The organism is Streptomyces sp. NPDC048277, from assembly GCF_040652235.1.
Taxonomy (GTDB): domain Bacteria; phylum Actinomycetota; class Actinomycetes; order Streptomycetales; family Streptomycetaceae; genus Streptomyces.
In genome coordinates, this window is the sequence record NZ_JBEZLQ010000028.1 from 29,920 (window position 1) to 44,782 (window position 14,863).

Annotated in this window: 12 protein-coding genes; 9 read left to right on the forward strand and 3 right to left on the reverse strand. The window is 71.7% G+C overall.

Features of this window, described 5'->3' with window-relative positions:
- The first annotated feature begins 16 nt into the window (after positions 1-16).
- The 9 genes from AB0D85_RS41660 (at position 17) to AB0D85_RS41700 (ending at position 11,988) form a co-directional block, all read left to right on the forward strand.
- A complete protein-coding gene (locus AB0D85_RS41660; protein WP_351718250.1) occupies positions 17-295 on the forward strand; it encodes a DUF3039 domain-containing protein in 279 nt (92 codons plus the stop codon).
- 255 nt (positions 296-550) lie between these two features.
- On the forward strand, positions 551-1,840 hold the full coding sequence (locus AB0D85_RS41665) for an extracellular solute-binding protein (protein ID WP_362332810.1): 1,290 nt from the start codon (positions 551-553) through the stop codon (positions 1,838-1,840).
- Complete coding sequence (locus AB0D85_RS41670; RefSeq protein WP_362332812.1) at positions 1,837-2,820, forward strand: sugar ABC transporter permease; 984 nt, start codon at positions 1,837-1,839, stop codon at positions 2,818-2,820. Before AB0D85_RS41665 ends, AB0D85_RS41670 begins: the two co-directional genes overlap by 4 nt.
- 5 nt (positions 2,821-2,825) lie before the next feature.
- Positions 2,826-3,671 (forward strand): carbohydrate ABC transporter permease, encoded by an 846-nt coding sequence (locus tag AB0D85_RS41675; RefSeq protein WP_362332815.1) that lies wholly within the window; start codon positions 2,826-2,828, stop codon positions 3,669-3,671.
- A gap of 4 nt (positions 3,672-3,675) precedes the next feature.
- The gene (locus AB0D85_RS41680; protein WP_362332818.1) at positions 3,676-5,289 is read left to right on the forward strand and encodes a beta-N-acetylhexosaminidase; all 1,614 of its coding nucleotides are present in this window, start codon (positions 3,676-3,678) and stop codon (positions 5,287-5,289) included.
- Between the two features lie 253 nt (positions 5,290-5,542).
- Positions 5,543-6,436, forward strand: coding sequence for an FAD binding domain-containing protein (locus AB0D85_RS41685; protein ID WP_362332821.1), 894 nt, complete (start codon positions 5,543-5,545; stop codon positions 6,434-6,436).
- Positions 6,433-8,154 carry a 2Fe-2S iron-sulfur cluster-binding protein gene (locus AB0D85_RS41690; RefSeq protein ID WP_362332824.1) on the forward strand — a complete coding sequence of 574 codons (1,722 nt, stop codon included), beginning with the start codon at positions 6,433-6,435 and terminating at the stop codon, positions 8,152-8,154. The genes AB0D85_RS41685 and AB0D85_RS41690 overlap by 4 nt, the downstream gene beginning before the upstream one ends.
- A complete protein-coding gene (locus tag AB0D85_RS41695) occupies positions 8,151-10,460 on the forward strand; it encodes a molybdopterin cofactor-binding domain-containing protein (protein ID WP_362332827.1) in 2,310 nt (769 codons plus the stop codon). The genes AB0D85_RS41690 and AB0D85_RS41695 overlap by 4 nt, the downstream gene beginning before the upstream one ends.
- A gap of 358 nt (positions 10,461-10,818) precedes the next feature.
- Positions 10,819-11,988 (forward strand): SUKH-4 family immunity protein, encoded by a 1,170-nt coding sequence (locus tag AB0D85_RS41700; RefSeq protein WP_362332830.1) that lies wholly within the window; start codon positions 10,819-10,821, stop codon positions 11,986-11,988.
- Between the two features lie 32 nt (positions 11,989-12,020).
- Here the strand turns inward: AB0D85_RS41700 and AB0D85_RS41705 are convergent, their stop codons facing one another.
- From AB0D85_RS41705 to AB0D85_RS41715, 3 genes are read right to left on the reverse strand one after another with little or no spacing between them, the layout of a single operon-like run.
- Positions 12,021-12,716 (reverse strand): response regulator transcription factor, encoded by a 696-nt coding sequence (locus AB0D85_RS41705; protein ID WP_362332833.1) that lies wholly within the window; start codon positions 12,714-12,716, stop codon positions 12,021-12,023.
- A complete protein-coding gene (locus AB0D85_RS41710; protein ID WP_362332836.1) occupies positions 12,713-13,879 on the reverse strand; it encodes a histidine kinase in 1,167 nt (388 codons plus the stop codon). The genes AB0D85_RS41705 and AB0D85_RS41710 overlap by 4 nt, the downstream gene beginning before the upstream one ends.
- Positions 13,876-14,712 (reverse strand): type II CAAX endopeptidase family protein, encoded by an 837-nt coding sequence (locus AB0D85_RS41715; RefSeq protein ID WP_362332838.1) that lies wholly within the window; start codon positions 14,710-14,712, stop codon positions 13,876-13,878. The genes AB0D85_RS41710 and AB0D85_RS41715 overlap by 4 nt, the downstream gene beginning before the upstream one ends.
- Between the last annotated feature and the right edge of the window lie 151 nt (positions 14,713-14,863).

A 14,863-nucleotide genomic window follows, 5' to 3' on the forward strand; every position in this document is an offset into this window, starting at 1 on the left:
CGGTACCCTTGGCGGCATGAGCACTCTTGAGCCCGAGCGCGGGACTGGTACGGGGACCCTCGTAGAGCCGACGCCACAGGTGTCCCACGGCGACGGCGACCACGAGCGCTTCGCCCACTACGTCCAGAAGGACAAGATCATGGCGAGCGCGCTCGACGGCACCCCCGTCGTGGCGCTGTGCGGCAAGGTGTGGGTGCCGGGCCGCGACCCGAAGAAGTACCCCGTGTGCCCCATGTGCAAGGAGATCTACGAGTCCATGGGCGCCGGCGGCGACGGCGAGGGCCAGGACAAGTAAGCGACTGGTTTTCGGCTCGGCTCTCTGAGGCCCCGGGCACGCTTTGGCGTGCTCCGGGGCCTTTGTCGTGTTCGCGCGTTGCACGGGGTGCGTCCGCCGGTCACAGAGTGGTCGAGACCTCTTGTCGGCGTGTTCATGTTGTCCCTAACCTCCGTGGTGTTGTGCAGAGCGAAACCGTCGTTGCATATGTTGCAACGCATGGCGGTGCATTGCAGTGTCTCCCACGCCTGAGCGCGCCCCCGGAGGGTCACTCACATGAAGCTCCCCGCCCCCGCATTCCTCGTCGCCGCCCTGTTCCTGGCCGCCTGCGCCCCGGGGACCTCCTCCAACTCCGCCTCCGACAAGGACGACAGGAGCGGCACCCTGCGGGTGTGGCTCTTCCAGGAGGTCGGCAACGATCCCAAGCAGAAGGTCGTCGACTCGGTCGTCGCCGGCTTCGAGAAGGCGCACAAGGACACCAAGGTCGACGTCGAGTACATCCCGGTCGACACGCGCGCGCAGCGCGTCAAGGCCGCCTTCAACGACCCGGAGTCGGCCCCGGACGTCATGGAGTACGGCAACACCGACACCGCCGGCTACGTGCACGACGGCGGACTCCTCGACATCACCGAGGAGTTCGGGGCCTGGCCCGAGGCCAAGGACACCGACGCGACGGCGAAGCAGTCGGTCACCGTCGGCGGCAAGGTCTACGGCTCCCCCTTCTATGTCGGCGTTCGCGCGCTCTACTACCGCACGGACGTCTTCAGGAAGCTCGGCCTGAAGCCGCCGACGACCCTGGCGGAGCTGGCGTCCACGGCCCGCGCCGTCCGCAGTGCCGAGCCCGGGCTGTACGGCCTCGTCGTCGGCGGCGCCTACACCTACGGCGCGATGCCCTTCATCTGGGCCGACGGCGGCGAACTCGCCACCGCCAAGGGCGGCTCGTACACCTCGGCGATCGACAGCCCGGCCGCCCAGAAGGGCATCAAGGCGTACACGTCCCTGTTCGGCGACGACAACTGCCCGGCCGCCAAGTGCGCGGGCTTCGGCGGCAACGACACGATCACCGCGTTCGCGGCGGGCAAGGCGGGCATGGCGATCGGGGGCGACTTCAGCCATACGGCGGTGGAGGCGGGCGCCGTCAAGGGCAAGTACGCGGTGGTGCCGCTGCCGGGGGCTGCCGCCGGCTCGATCGCGCCGGCCTTCGCCGGCGGCAACAACATCGGGGTCCTGAAGAGCACGACGCACCGGACGCTGGCCGTCGCGCTGACGGAGGCGCTGACCTCGAAGAAGACGCAGGCCTCGATGTTCGACGCGATGGGGTTCCTGCCGACGTTCAAGGACGTCCGTGACCAGGCGGCGGCGAAGGAGCCGTTCGTTAAGCCGTTCGTGGCGACGCTGGCCGCCGGGACGAAGTTCGTGCCCGCGTCGGCGGGGTGGTCGGGGATCGACTCCTCGCTGGTGCTGCCGACGATGTTCCAGGAGGTCATCAGCGGTAGGAAGAGCGTGGGGGCGGCTTCGGAGGAAGCGGCGAAGAAGATGGACTCGGCGTTCGGCTCCGCCGGATGACGCCGGGTGGCTCGGGGCTTGCGGTTCGTCGGCGGGTGCGGGTGCGTGGGGGCTGGTCGCGCCCACGCGGCGGTAGCCGCAAATTCAGCACAGCCTCGCGCCCCTGGGCAAGCTGGAGTACTCCTTGGCTGTATCTTGCCCCCGCTCTCGTGGTCCTTGGGGGGCTGCTCCTCTATCCCATCTATCAGCTCGGGCTGATCTCGGTCTTCCGGTATACCCAGGCCCAGGTCAGTGGTGGGGAGCCGACCGCCTTCGTGGGGTTCGGGAACTACTCGGACGTCTTCTCCGACGGCGAGTTCTGGTCAGTTCTGCTGGCGACCGTTCTCTTCGCCGCCGCCTGTGTCGTGTCGACCCTTGTCGTCGGGTGTGCGCTCGCCGTGCTGCTGACACGGGTGCGGGCGTTGCCCCGGCTGGTGCTGATGCTGGCCGCGCTCGGGGCGTGGGCGACCCCGGCGGTCACCGGGTCGACGGTCTGGCTGTTCCTCTTCGACCCCGACTTCGGGCCGGTCAACCGGCTGCTCGGGCTGGGCGACCACTCCTGGACGTACGGGCGGTACAGCGCCTTCTTCCTCGTGCTGCTCGAAGTGGTGTGGTGCTCCTTCCCGTTCGTCATGGTCACCGTGTACGCCGGAATCCGGGCCGTGCCGTCCGAGGTGCTGGAGGCGGCCGCGCTGGACGGGGCCTCGCAGTGGCGGATCTGGCGGTCGGTGCTGGCGCCGATGCTCCGGCCGATCCTGACGGTCGTCACCATCCAGTCGGTGATCTGGGACTTCAAGGTCTTCACGCAGATCTATGTGATGACCGGCGGGGGCGGGATCGCCGGGCAGAACCTGGTGCTCAACGTGTACGCCTACCAGCAGGCCTTCGCCTCATCGCAGTACGGGCTCGGCGCCGCCATCGGTGTCGTCACGCTGCTGGTCCTGCTCGCCGTGACCCTGGTCCACCTGCGGCTGCTGCATCGGCAGGGAGAGGAGCTGTGACCGTCGTGAATCTTGTGCGCGGGTTCGTACGGCGGCCGGGGCGCGCGGCCGCCGAGGTGACGGCGCTGGCGATCGCCGTCCTGGTCGCCTTTCCGCTGTACTGGATGGTGCTGGGCGCCTTCAAACCGCCCGGTGAGATCGAGTCCGACCGGCCCCGGCCATGGACCCTCTCGCCCTCTCTGGACTCCTTCCGGCGGGTCTTCGGGCAGCAGGAATTCGGCCGTTACTTCGTCAACAGCCTTGTCGTCGCGGGCACTGTCGTGATCGTCTCCGCGCTCATCGCCTTTCTCGCGGCGACGGCCGTGACACGATTCCGGTTCCGCTTCCGGACCACCCTGTTGATCATGTTTCTGGTGGCCCAGATGGTGCCCGTGGAGGCCCTCACCATCCCCCTGTTCTTCCAGATGCGGGACTTCGGTCTGCTGAACACGCTGGGGTCGCTGATCCTGCCCCACATCGCCTTCTCGCTGCCGTTCGCGATCTGGATGCTGCGGGGGTTCGTGAAAGGGGTGCCGGAGGCCCTGGAGGAGGCCGCGTACATCGACGGGGCGAGCCGCACGCGCTTTCTCTGGCAGATCCTTTTCCCGCTCGTGCTGCCGGGCCTGGTGGCCACGAGCGTGTTTTCCTTCATCTCCGCCTGGAACGACTTCCTGTTCGCCAAGTCCTTCATCGTCAGCGACACGTCGCAGTCGACCCTGCCGATGGCGCTGCTGGTGTTCTTCAAGCCCGACGACCCGGACTGGGGCGGGGTCATGGCGGCGTCCACGGTGATGACGATTCCGGTGCTGGTGTTCTTCGTACTCGTACAGCGACGGCTGGTCTCCGGACTGGGCGGAGCGGTTAAGGACTGAGGTCATGGAACTGATTCCGGCGCCGACGCGCGCCAACTGGAACACGGCCGGTTACACGGCCCTCGACCGGGAAACGGCGCTGGAGGCGCGGCCCGGTACGGAAGGTGTCGCGCGTTGGCTGCGGACCACGGTGGGCGCGGCGACCGGCCTGCCGTTCCCGGAGGTGGGCGGGGGTGCCGACCGCATCGTGCTCAGCATCGAACCGGACCTCCTCCCGGAGGGCTATCGCTTCGTCAACGACGGCGGGCCGTACCTCATTCAGGGCGGCGACGCGGCCGGTGTCTTCTGGGGAGCACAGACCTTCCGGCAGCTTCTCGGCCCCGACGCGTTCCGCCGGGCACCGGTGTCGCCGGACAAGGACTGGGACCTACCGCAGATCACCGTCGAAGACCGGCCCCGATTCCCCTGGCGCGGCTTCATGCTCGACGTCTCCCGGCACTTCATGCCGAAGGAAGGCGTCCTGCGCTACCTCGATCTGATGGCGGCGCACAAACTCAACGTCTTCCACTTCCACCTGACGGACGACCAGGGCTGGCGCATCCGGATCGAGCGGTACCCCCGGCTCACCGAGGTCGGCTCCTGGCGGGCCCGCACGAAATTCGGCCACCGGGCCTCGCCGCTGTGGGAGGAGAAGCCGCACGGCGGCCACTACACGCAGGACGACATCAGGGAGATCGTCGCCTACGCGGCCGAGCGGCATATCACGGTCGTCCCGGAAATCGACGTACCGGGCCACTCGCAGGCCGCCATCGCCGCGTATCCGGAACTCGGCAACACCGACGCCATCGACACCACCGCCCTCTCCGTCTGGGACTCCTGGGGGATCTCTCCGAACGTACTCGCCCCCACTGACAACACCCTGCGCTTCTACGAGGGGGTGTTCGAGGAAGTGCTGGAGCTGTTCCCGTCGGAGTTCATTCACGTCGGCGGCGACGAATGCCTCAAGGACCAGTGGCGGGCCTCCCCGGCCGCGCAGGCGCGCATCGCGGAACTCGGGCTCGCCGACGAGGACGAGTTGCAGTCGTGGTTCATCGGCCACTTCGCGAAGTGGCTTTCCGCGCGCGGGCGCAGGCTGATCGGCTGGGACGAGATCCTGGAGGGCGGGATCGCCGAGGGCGCGGCCGTCTCGTCGTGGCGCGGTTACGGCGGCGGGATCGCGGCCGCGCGCGCCGGACACGACATCGTCATGTGCCCTGAGCAGTACGTGTATCTGGACCACCGGCAGGCGGACGGCGCGGACGAGCCCGTGCCGATCGGGTATGTGCGCACCCTGGAGGACGTGTATCGGTTCGAGCCCGTTCCACCGGGGCTGGACGAATCCCAGGCGCGACGGATCATGGGTACCCAGGCCAACGTCTGGACCGAGGTCATGGAGGACCACGCGCGCGTGGACTACCAGGCCTTTCCCCGGCTCGCCGCCTTCGCCGAGGTCGCCTGGAGCGCCCTTCCGGCCCCGGGGGAGCGGGACTTCGCCGACTTCGAGCGCCGGATGACCTCGCACTACCGGCGGCTGGACGCGCTGGGCGTGGGCTACCGCCCGCCGGCCGGACCGCTGCCGTGGCAGCGCCGGCCCGGGGTGCTCGGGCGCCCGATCGACGGCCCGCCCCCGAACCGGTAGCCGCGCCCCGCGCATCCCGAACGCGTAATGGAAAAAGACCTCAAGGATCACCGAAGAGTGTCAATCGGTATGCACCGGCGATGGCATACGAAAACGGACCATGTCGCCGGTGAGGTGGTCGAATGCCTCCTAGCGGACCCGTGCGTTCGAGGCTTGCGAAGATGTGCCAGAGTTGCCACGTCCGCCCTGTGAGCACGTACCGTACGGCCACACAGGTGGGACCAGGTGGGGCAGCGGGAAGGGGCAGCCGGTTTTGACCACGCACGCACCGCAGGCGGCGCAGGCCGTCACGCTGCCCACGACGCTGAACGAGGCCGTGGCGGCCCTCACCGCCATGCCCACCGCCGTCCCCGTGGCGGGCGGCACCGACCTGATGGCCGCCGTCAACTCGGGGCAGCTCCGACCCGCAGCCCTGGTCGGCCTCGGCCGGATCAGCGAGATCCGCGGCTGGCAGTACCAGGACGGCAACGCGCTGCTCGGCGCCGGACTCACGCACGCGCGCATGGGCCGCCCCGACTTCGCGGCCCTGATCCCGGCGCTCGCCGCCGCCGCGCGTGCCGCCGGTCCGCCGCACATCCGCAACGCGGGCACCCTGGGCGGCAACATCGCCACGGCCGCGCCGACGGGTGACGCGCTGCCGGTCCTCGCCGCCCTGGAGGCGACGCTGATCATCGCGGGGCCGGGCGGGTCCCGCCGGGAGATCCCGGTGTCGCACCTGCTGGCCGGTGTGGAGATGCTCCGCGCGGGCGAGCTGATCGGCTTCGTGCGCGTGCCGCTGCTGCACGCCCCGCAGGTCTTCCTGAAGGCGACGGGCCGCACCGGACCGGGCCGCTCGGTGGCCTCCGTGGCGCTCGTCCTCGACCCCGCGCGGCGCGGGGTCAGGTGTGCCGTCGGAGCCATAGCGCCGATGCCGCTGCGCCCGCTGGACGCCGAGCAGTGGGTGGCCCGGCTGATCGACTGGGACAACGACCGCGCGCTCGTCCCGGAGGCGCTGCACGCCTTCGGCGAGTACGTCGCGGCCGCCTGCATCCCCGACCCGGCCCCCGATCCGGACGGCACCGTGGCACCCCTTCCGCCCGCCGTACTGCACCTGCGGCGCACCGTCGCCGCGCTGGCCCGACGAGCACTGGGGAGGGCGCTGTCATGACCGACGACCAGCACGGAGAGGGCGCGCCCGCGGGCGGTGGCCGCCGCTGGGACCCGCTGCCCCAGGGCGACTACGACGACGGCGCGACCGCGTTCGTGAAACTCCCCGAGGGCGGCATCGAGGCCCTGCTGTCCGGTGACAGCCCCCTGGCCGCGCCCGGGCACGGCTATGTACCGCCGCAGATAGCGGTCGCCCCCGGCACCGAGACCTGGGGCGCGCCGGCCGACGGCACCCAGTGGCCCGACCCGAACGCGGTCCCCCAGGGGCGGCCCGCCGACGACCGGTTCACGTACAACCCCGCCTCGACGCAGCAGTGGACGTACGAAGAACCGCCGCCCGCCCCCGGTCACGATGTGACCGGCCAGTGGTCGATCCCGGTCGCACATGGTGATGTTCCGGACGAATCCGGCGAGTTCACCACATCCGCACTCATGGAGCAGTGGGGCGGCACGCCGCCGTCGACCCTGCCGGGCGGCGCGCCCGCACCGTGGGCGACGGAGGCCCCGGCGTGGGAGCACCCCGCAGAGGCTCCTGGGATGCCCGCAGGGGGCCCGGCGGGACGCGACGGCACTCCGGTCGCCGGTGGCGCCTCCGGGGCCGTCGGAGCGGCGCCTGTGCCCGGCGCGGTCGCGGCGGGCGAAATGCGTGAACCGGCCGATACGGGCGAACCGTACGCGGTCGGTGAATCGCATGACACCGGCGAACTCCGCGCGGTCGGCCGGGCGCCCGCATCCGCCCGACCCGCCGGCACCGGCGGTCCGGACGAGGCCGGCGAGGCCGGTGAACCGCACGACGCGCCCGGCCCGCACCCCGCCGACGGCGAGTCCGCCCCGCAGGGGCCGCCCGCACCCGACGACGAAAGCGCCACGGACGCTGCGGCCGGGGAACAGAGCGTCGGGGAACAGAGCGACGAACAACACGCCGAAGGCGAAGCCGAGGCGATCGACGACCACCCGCTCGCCTCCTACGTCCTGCGCGTCAACGGCGGCGACCGCCCCGTCACCGACGCCTGGATCGGCGAGTCCCTGCTCTACGTCCTCCGTGAACGCCTCGGCCTCGCGGGCGCCAAGGACGGCTGCTCCCAGGGCGAATGCGGCGCCTGCAACGTCCAGGTCGACGGCCGCCTGGTCGCCTCCTGCCTGGTCCCCGCGGTGACCGCGGCCGGCAGCGAGGTCCGCACCGTCGAGGGCCTCGCCCAGGACGGCCGGCCCTCCGACGTGCAACGCGCGCTCGCCCGCTGTGGAGCGGTCCAGTGCGGCTTCTGCGTCCCCGGCATGGCGATGACCGTCCACGACCTGCTGGAGGGCAACCCGGCCCCGACCGAGCTGGAGGCCCGCCAGGCCCTGTGCGGCAACCTCTGCCGCTGCTCCGGCTACCGGGGCGTCCTGGACGCCGTCCAGGAGGTCGTCGCCGAACGCGAGGCGCACGCCGCCGCCGACGCTGAGACGGATGGCGACGAGGCTCGTATTCCGCATCAGGCGGGACCGGGCGCCGGCGGCGTCAAGGTGTCGGCGTTCGACTCCCCGGGCACCTTCGGGGCGGGCATCCAGATCCCGCGCGAGCAGGCGTACGACCAGTCGTTCGGCGGAAATCAGTCGTTCGGCGGCAACCAGACGTTCGGTGGCAACCAGACGTTCGGCGATCAGAGCCAGCGCTACGACGACCAGAGTCAGAGCTACGACGACCAGCCCTACGGCCCGGACGGAGGCCAGGCGTGACCAACGAGACCGTCACCACGACCACCGCCGCGGAGACCGCCGCCTCCGCTCCGGAGCCCCCGCACGGCCTCGGCGTGTCGCTGCCGGCCGCCGACGCGCGGGCGAAGACCGAGGGCACCTTCCCGTACGCGGCCGACCTGTGGGCCGAGGGCCTGCTGTGGGCGGCCGTGCTGCGCTCCCCGCACCCGCACGCGCGCATCGTGTCGATCGACACCAGCCACGCGCGCGAGATGCCCGGCGTCCGGGCCGTGATCACCCACGAGGACGTCCCCGGCACCCCGCGCCACGGCCGCGGCACCCCGGACCGCCCGGTGTTCGCCTCCGAGGTCGTACGGCACCACGGCGAGCCCATCGCGGCCGTCGCCGCCGACCACCCCGACACGGCCCGCATGGCCGCCGCCGCCGTCATCGTCGAGTACGAGGTCCTCGACCCGGTCATCGACCCCGAGCAGTCCTTCGAGGCCGAACCGCTGCACCCCGACGGCAACCTGATCCGGCACATCCCGCTGCAGCACGGCGACCCGGACGCGGTCGGCGAGATCGTCGTCGAGGGCCAGTACCGCATCGGCCGCGCCGACCCCGCCCCCATCGGCGCCGAGGCCGGCCTCGCCGTGCCCCGCCCGGACGGGGGCGTCGAGCTCTACCTGGCCTCCACCGACCCGCACACCGACCGCAACACGGCCGCGGCCTGCTACGGCCTGTCGCTCGAACAGGTGAAGATCGTCGTCACCGGCGTGCCGGGCGCGACCGCGGACCGCGAGGACCAGGGCTTCCAGCTCCCCCTCGGCCTGCTCGCCCTGAAGACCGGCTGCCCGGTCAAACTCACCGCCACGCGCGAGGAGTCCTTCCTCGGCCACGCCCACCGCCACCCCACCCTGCTCCGCTACCGGCACCACGCCGACGCCGAGGGCAACCTCGTCAAGGTCGAGGCGCAGATCCTGCTCGACGCGGGCGCCTACGCCGACACCTCCGCCGAGTCCCTGGCCGCCGCCGTCTCCTTCGCCTGCGGCCCGTACGTCGTCCCGAACGCCTTCATCGAGGGCTGGGCCGTGCGCACCAACAACCCGCCCTCCGGCCATGTCCGCGGCGAGGGCGCCATGCAGGTGTGCGCCGCCTACGAGGCGCAGATGGACAAACTGGCGAAGAAACTCGGCCTGGACCCGGCCGAGATCCGCCTGCGCAACGCCCTCGCCACCGGCGACGTCCTGCCCATCGGCCAGACCGTGACCTGCCCCGCCCCCGTGGCCGAACTCCTCCAGGCGGTACGGGACTTCCCGCTCCCGCAGCTCCCCAAGGACACGCCCGAGGACGAGTGGCTGCTGCCCGGCGGCCCCGAGGGCGCGGGCGAACCGGGCGCGGTGCGCCGGGGCGTCGGCTACGGCCTCGGCATGGTGCACATGCTCGGCGCGGAGGGCGCCGACGAGGTCTCGACGGCCACGGTCAAGGTCCACGACGGCATCGCGACCGTGCTCTGCGCGGCCGTGGAGACCGGCCAGGGCTTCACCATGCTGGCCCGCCAGATCGTCCAGGAGACCCTCGGCATCGACGAGGTGCACGTCGCGCCCGTCGACACCGACCAGCCGCCGGCCGGCCCCGGCTGCCGCGGCCGCCACACCTGGGTCTCCGGCGGAGCCGTCGAACGCGCCGCGAAGATGGTCCGCACCCAGCTCCTCCAGCCCCTCGCGCACAAGTTCGGCATGTCCACCGAACTGCTCCAGATCACCGACGGCAAGATCACGTCGTACGACGGCGTCCTGTCGACCACCGTCACCGAGGCGCTGGACGGCAAGGAGCTGTGGGCCACGGCCCAGTGCCGCCCGCATCCGACCGAGCCGCTGGACGCCGACGGCCAGGGCGACGCCTTCGTCGGCCTCGCCTTCTGCGCGATCCGCGCGGTCGTCGACGTCGACATCGAGCTGGGCTCGGTACGGGTCGTGGAATTGGCCGTCGCCCAGGACGTGGGCCGCATCCTCAACCCGGCGCAGCTCAACGCCCGTATCGAGGCGGGGGTCACGCAGGGCGTGGGCATCGCCCTGACGGAGAACCTGCGCACCCCGCGCGGCCTGATCCGCCACCCCGACCTCACCGGGTACGCCCTCCCGACCGCCCTCGACGCGCCGGACATCCGGATCGTCAGACTCGTCGAGGAACGGGACGTGGTCGCCCCGTTCGGCGCCAAGTCGGTCAGCGCGGTCCCGGTGGTGACGTCCCCCGCGGCCATCGCCTCCGCCGTCCGCGCGGCGACCGGCCGCCCGGTCAACCGCCTCCCGATCCGCCCGCAGGCAGCGGTGGTCACCGGTCAGTGAGCGCCTGACCCCCGCTTCGACCGGTTACGGGAGCGCGTGGCCGAACGCCTGCCCGCCTTCAGGAGTGGAACGCGGAACTACGGTTGCGCGCCCGGTCGTTGGGACAGTTGCCGGCCGCTTCGGCGCGGGCCGTGGAACAGACGGTGGAGGCGATTCTCACCGGGACGGAACGGTCCAGGGGTGTCCGGCGTCTCTTCTGCGGGGCGTTGTCAGTGGCGCGGCGTAGTGTTCTGGGAAGTGGGGACGGCCGTTTCGGAGGGGAAGCCCGAACGGCACACCATGCCCTGCCCGGAACGACGTACGACGCACCGAACGACCCACTGTGCATTTCTTGAACTCTTTGATCGCGGGGGCAGCGATGAGCACGACCAGCACGACCGGCAGCGGTGCGGCGGCGATCACGCTGACCGAGGCCGAACTGGACAGGTACATCACGCACGAACCGACACGCAACTGGCTCACCGACCCCGGACTGCCCGATGGCGGCGGCCTGCTGACGTTCGAAGCACTGCGCACGGCCGGCCTGCGCACGCTCGCGGACGTCACGGACGGCCCCTCCCGGCTGGCGGAGGAACTCCGGGACCGGCTGGTGATAGGGGAGCTGCTGGCCCCGGCCGGCCTGGACACGGAGTCGATCCTCCTCGACGGCGGCACCGGCGAGATCACCACCGCCTACCTGATCGACCCCACCGACCCGCGCCCGCTGGCGCCCTCGCTGGAGACGCTGCTGCGCTTCGCCGCCGTCACCGAGGAACTGACGGGCCTGCGCGGCCGTTTCGCGTCCCTCGCCGGGACCTACGGCACCAAGGCGGCGACCGAGGCGTCCCGCAAGCTCCTGGAGCTCTTCGAGGAGGGCACGGCCGGCCAGGTCCCGCCGTACTGGAAGGCGACGGCCCTGATCCGCCCCCTCAGCCTGGTCGCGGGCCCCGGCACCGACTCCGGGCTCTCCGTCGATCTGCCGGCCCGGCTCCTGGACCAGGAGTTCGGCCAGGGCCGGGTGGCCCGCTTCGAGGAGGTCGACTTCCCGCCCACGCTCACCCACGAGCCGACCCGCCGCTTCCTGCGCGAGACGGGCCTGCCGGAGGACGCGGTCCTGTTCCACCTCGACCCGGACGCCCCGCTGCCCACCCTCAGGGAGTACTTCACGGACATCAACCCGGGCGGCTTCCCCCTCGACGAACTCCCGCTCCACGCCGACCGGCTCATACGCCTCGGCTACCTGGTCGAGGACAACAGCCTGGTCGTGGACGGCACCACGGGCGCGATCCTCAACTTCTCCCAGCCCGAGGCGACCCTCTACCCCCTCAACACGGACGTCTCCACCCTCGCCTACACCCTCTGGCTCCTCCACCACGAGCGCACCATCGACGAGCACTTGGGCCACGAACTCACCACGGAGGCCTACGACCAGCTCGCCGCGACCATGCTCCACACCCTCGCGACGATCGACCCCACCCCCGTGACCACGGACGCCGACTGGCACTACTGGACGGAGCTGTTCCAGGACGAGGCCGGCGGGGTGCTGTAAGGGCGGGACACCGTAAGCCTTTTGAGGGGGAGTCAGGTCACCAGGCCCTGGCGGTAGGCGTAGACGACGGCCTGGACACGGTCGCGCAGGTTGAGCTTGGTGAGGATGCGGGAGACGAAGGTCTTGACGGTCTCCGGGCTGATCACGAGGGCCGCGGCGATCTCGCTGTTGGAGAGGCCGTTCGCGATCAGACGCAGGACCTCCAACTCGCGCGGGGTCAGCGGGATTTCGTGCGGGGTGCCGCCGTCGGCGGGGCGGATCCGGGCGGCGTACCGGCCCACCAGCCGGCGGGTCACCTCGGGGTCCAGGAGGGCCGCGCCCGTGGCCACGGTCCGGATGCCGTGCAGCAGCCGGTCCGGCGGCGCGTCCTTGAGCAGGAAGCCGCTGGCGCCGGCGCGCAGGGCCTCGTAGACGTACTCGTCCAGGTTGAACGTCGTCACCACGAGCACCTTCACCGGATGCGGCACCCCGGCCCCGGCCAGCAGACGCGTGGCCTCGATGCCGTCGAGCACCGGCATACGGACGTCCATCACCACGACGTCCGGCCGCAGCCGGCCGGCGAGGTCGACCGCGGCCTGCCCGTCCCCGCACTCGCCCGCCACCTCCAGGTCGGGCTGGGCGCCGATGATCGTCGCCAGCCCGGTGCGGATCAGTACCTGGTCGTCACAGACCAGAACCCGGATCGGCGCGGCCCCCGACTCCCCGGACTCCCCGGGGGCGGCGGTCACGACGGGCTCCCGGCGGGTATCCGGGCCCGTACGACGAACCCGCCGTCCGCCTGCCGCCCCGCGCTGAACTCGCCGCCCAGCACGGCCACCCGCTCCCGGAGACCGGCGAGCCCGCGCCCGCTCCCGCCCGGGGACGCGGCGGCCGAGCCGGACCCGTCCGTGCCGACGACCACGGTGATCTCCTTCTCCCCATGCCGCACCCGCACCGAAGTACGGCTGCCGTGGGCGTACTTGAGGGCGTTGGTCAGGGCCTCCTGCACCACCCGGTAGGCCACCAGGTCGGCGCTCCCGGCCGACTCCGGCGGTGTGCCCTCCTCGGTGAACTCCACCGGCTGCCCGGCCCGCCGCGTCTGCTCCACGAGCGTGAGCAGCCGGCCGGCGGCCGGTGTTCTGCTCCCCGTGCCGTGGCCGTCGTAGTCGGGGTTGAGCAGGTCGAGCAGATGGCGCAGGTCGGAGATGGCCCGGCGGCCGGTGTCGGTGACCGCCGTCAGGGTCTGGTCGAGGCGCTCGGGCGCGGCGGTCAGATACCTGGCCGCCTCGGCCTGCACCACCATCGCCGTCACATGGTGGGTCACCACGTCGTGCAACTCGCGGGCGATACGGGTCCGTTCGGCGGTACGGGTGTCCTCGGCGACACGTCGGCGGCGTTCGGCCTCCGCGACCCGGGTGGCGCGCCACCACGCCCCGATGCCCCAGGCGAGGACCAGCGCCAGATAGAACGTCACGAACCCGGTCGACGTCTCGCGGCCCGCCCCCAGCCGGTACAGCGCGACCGCCAACGGCACGTAGGCCAGGGAGAACACGAGCGCGGTGGCCCGCCGGTGCCGTTCCAGATGGGCCCCGGTGCTGATCAGCGCGAGGGGCAGCGCGCTGCCCGCGGCCGTGTGGTAGCCGCGCAGTTGGTCGACGGCGAAGCCGAGCGACACCAGGGCGAGACAGACGGCCGGCCACCGGCGGCGCGCGGCGAGCGGCAGGCACTCCAGGCCGAGCACCAGGACGGTCAGCGTGTCGAAGGGACGGGCCGGCAGCTCTCCGACCTCGGTCCCCTTGCCGTGCAGCGCCGGCAGGAACGACCCGGCCAGGAGCAGCAGCCCCAGCGGCAGATCCCGGACCGTCACATCGAGGCGCTGCCACCACCCGGTCGCCTGCCGAGGACTGATCACCGGGGCAGTGTAGCGACGGCACCGGCCGGGACGCCCCGACGGCGGCGGGGCACCAGGTGCCCGCGTCGGTGCGCCAGCCACAGGAACCCGGCCGTCACCAGCACCCCGAGCAGCACCGAGTAGATGCTGGCCTCCGGCCCGAACGTACCGCCGGTGATCAGCTGCGACCCCGAGGTCGAGGCGTCCAGCAGCCCCTGGTGCGTTCCGCTGCCGGAGACCTCGGTGCCGAAGATGCCGGACTCGGCGAAGTTCCAGCCGAAGTGCAGGCCGATGGGGAGCCACAGGGTGCGGGTGGCGGCGTACGCGGCGCCGAGCATCCCGCCGGCCTCGATCGCGATGGCGAGGGCGCCCCAGACGGTCGCGTCCTTGTTGAGCAGATGCATCAGCCCGAACAGCACCCCGGTGGACACCAGCGCGATCCACGTCCCGGTGCGCTCCTCGACGATCCGGAACAGCACGCCCCGGAACAGCAGTTCCTCCGTCACCGCGGCGGCGGCCATGAACCCGACCTGCCCCACCGCGGCCGTCACCGACCCCGCACCATGGACCGTGTAGTCCCCGAGGAAGGCGATGTTCACGATCACACAGGCGAACGTCACCACACCGACCAACGCCCCGCGCCCGAACGCCGCCCGGGCGCCGTCCCGCCCCGCCTCCACGGCCGGCCGGTGCTCGGTCCGCCGTACCACCCACCGGTAGACGAACACCGCGCCCACGGCCGTCAGCAGACCGAGAACCAGGGTGAGGAACCAGTTCCCGTCCACCGCGGCGACCGCCTGCCCGCCGACGAAAGCGACCGCCGCGACGGCCAGGAGCTGCCAGACCAGCCTCATGATGACTCCTTCACAGAACCCGCGGCCCCAGCGCCACGGCTGGCTCGAACGCTACGGACGGGCCGCTCCGGAATCGTCACCGCTCAGTGGACACCTGCACGTAGCTCGCACGGGGGACAGCCCGGAGCCGACCGCGACACGTCCGGCACGA

Coding starts and splice junctions, on each gene's coding strand:
- AB0D85_RS41660 (WP_351718250.1), top strand. CDS start 17: ATGAGCACTCTTGAGCCCGAGCGCGGGACTGGTACGGGGACCCTCGTA.
- AB0D85_RS41665 (WP_362332810.1), top strand. CDS start 551: ATGAAGCTCCCCGCCCCCGCATTCCTCGTCGCCGCCCTGTTCCTGGCC.
- AB0D85_RS41670 (WP_362332812.1), top strand. CDS start 1,837: ATGACGCCGGGTGGCTCGGGGCTTGCGGTTCGTCGGCGGGTGCGGGTG.
- AB0D85_RS41680 (WP_362332818.1), top strand. CDS start 3,676: ATGGAACTGATTCCGGCGCCGACGCGCGCCAACTGGAACACGGCCGGT.
- AB0D85_RS41690 (WP_362332824.1), top strand. CDS start 6,433: ATGACCGACGACCAGCACGGAGAGGGCGCGCCCGCGGGCGGTGGCCGC.
- AB0D85_RS41700 (WP_362332830.1), top strand. CDS start 10,819: ATGAGCACGACCAGCACGACCGGCAGCGGTGCGGCGGCGATCACGCTG.
- AB0D85_RS41715 (WP_362332838.1), bottom strand. CDS start 14,712: ATGAGGCTGGTCTGGCAGCTCCTGGCCGTCGCGGCGGTCGCTTTCGTC.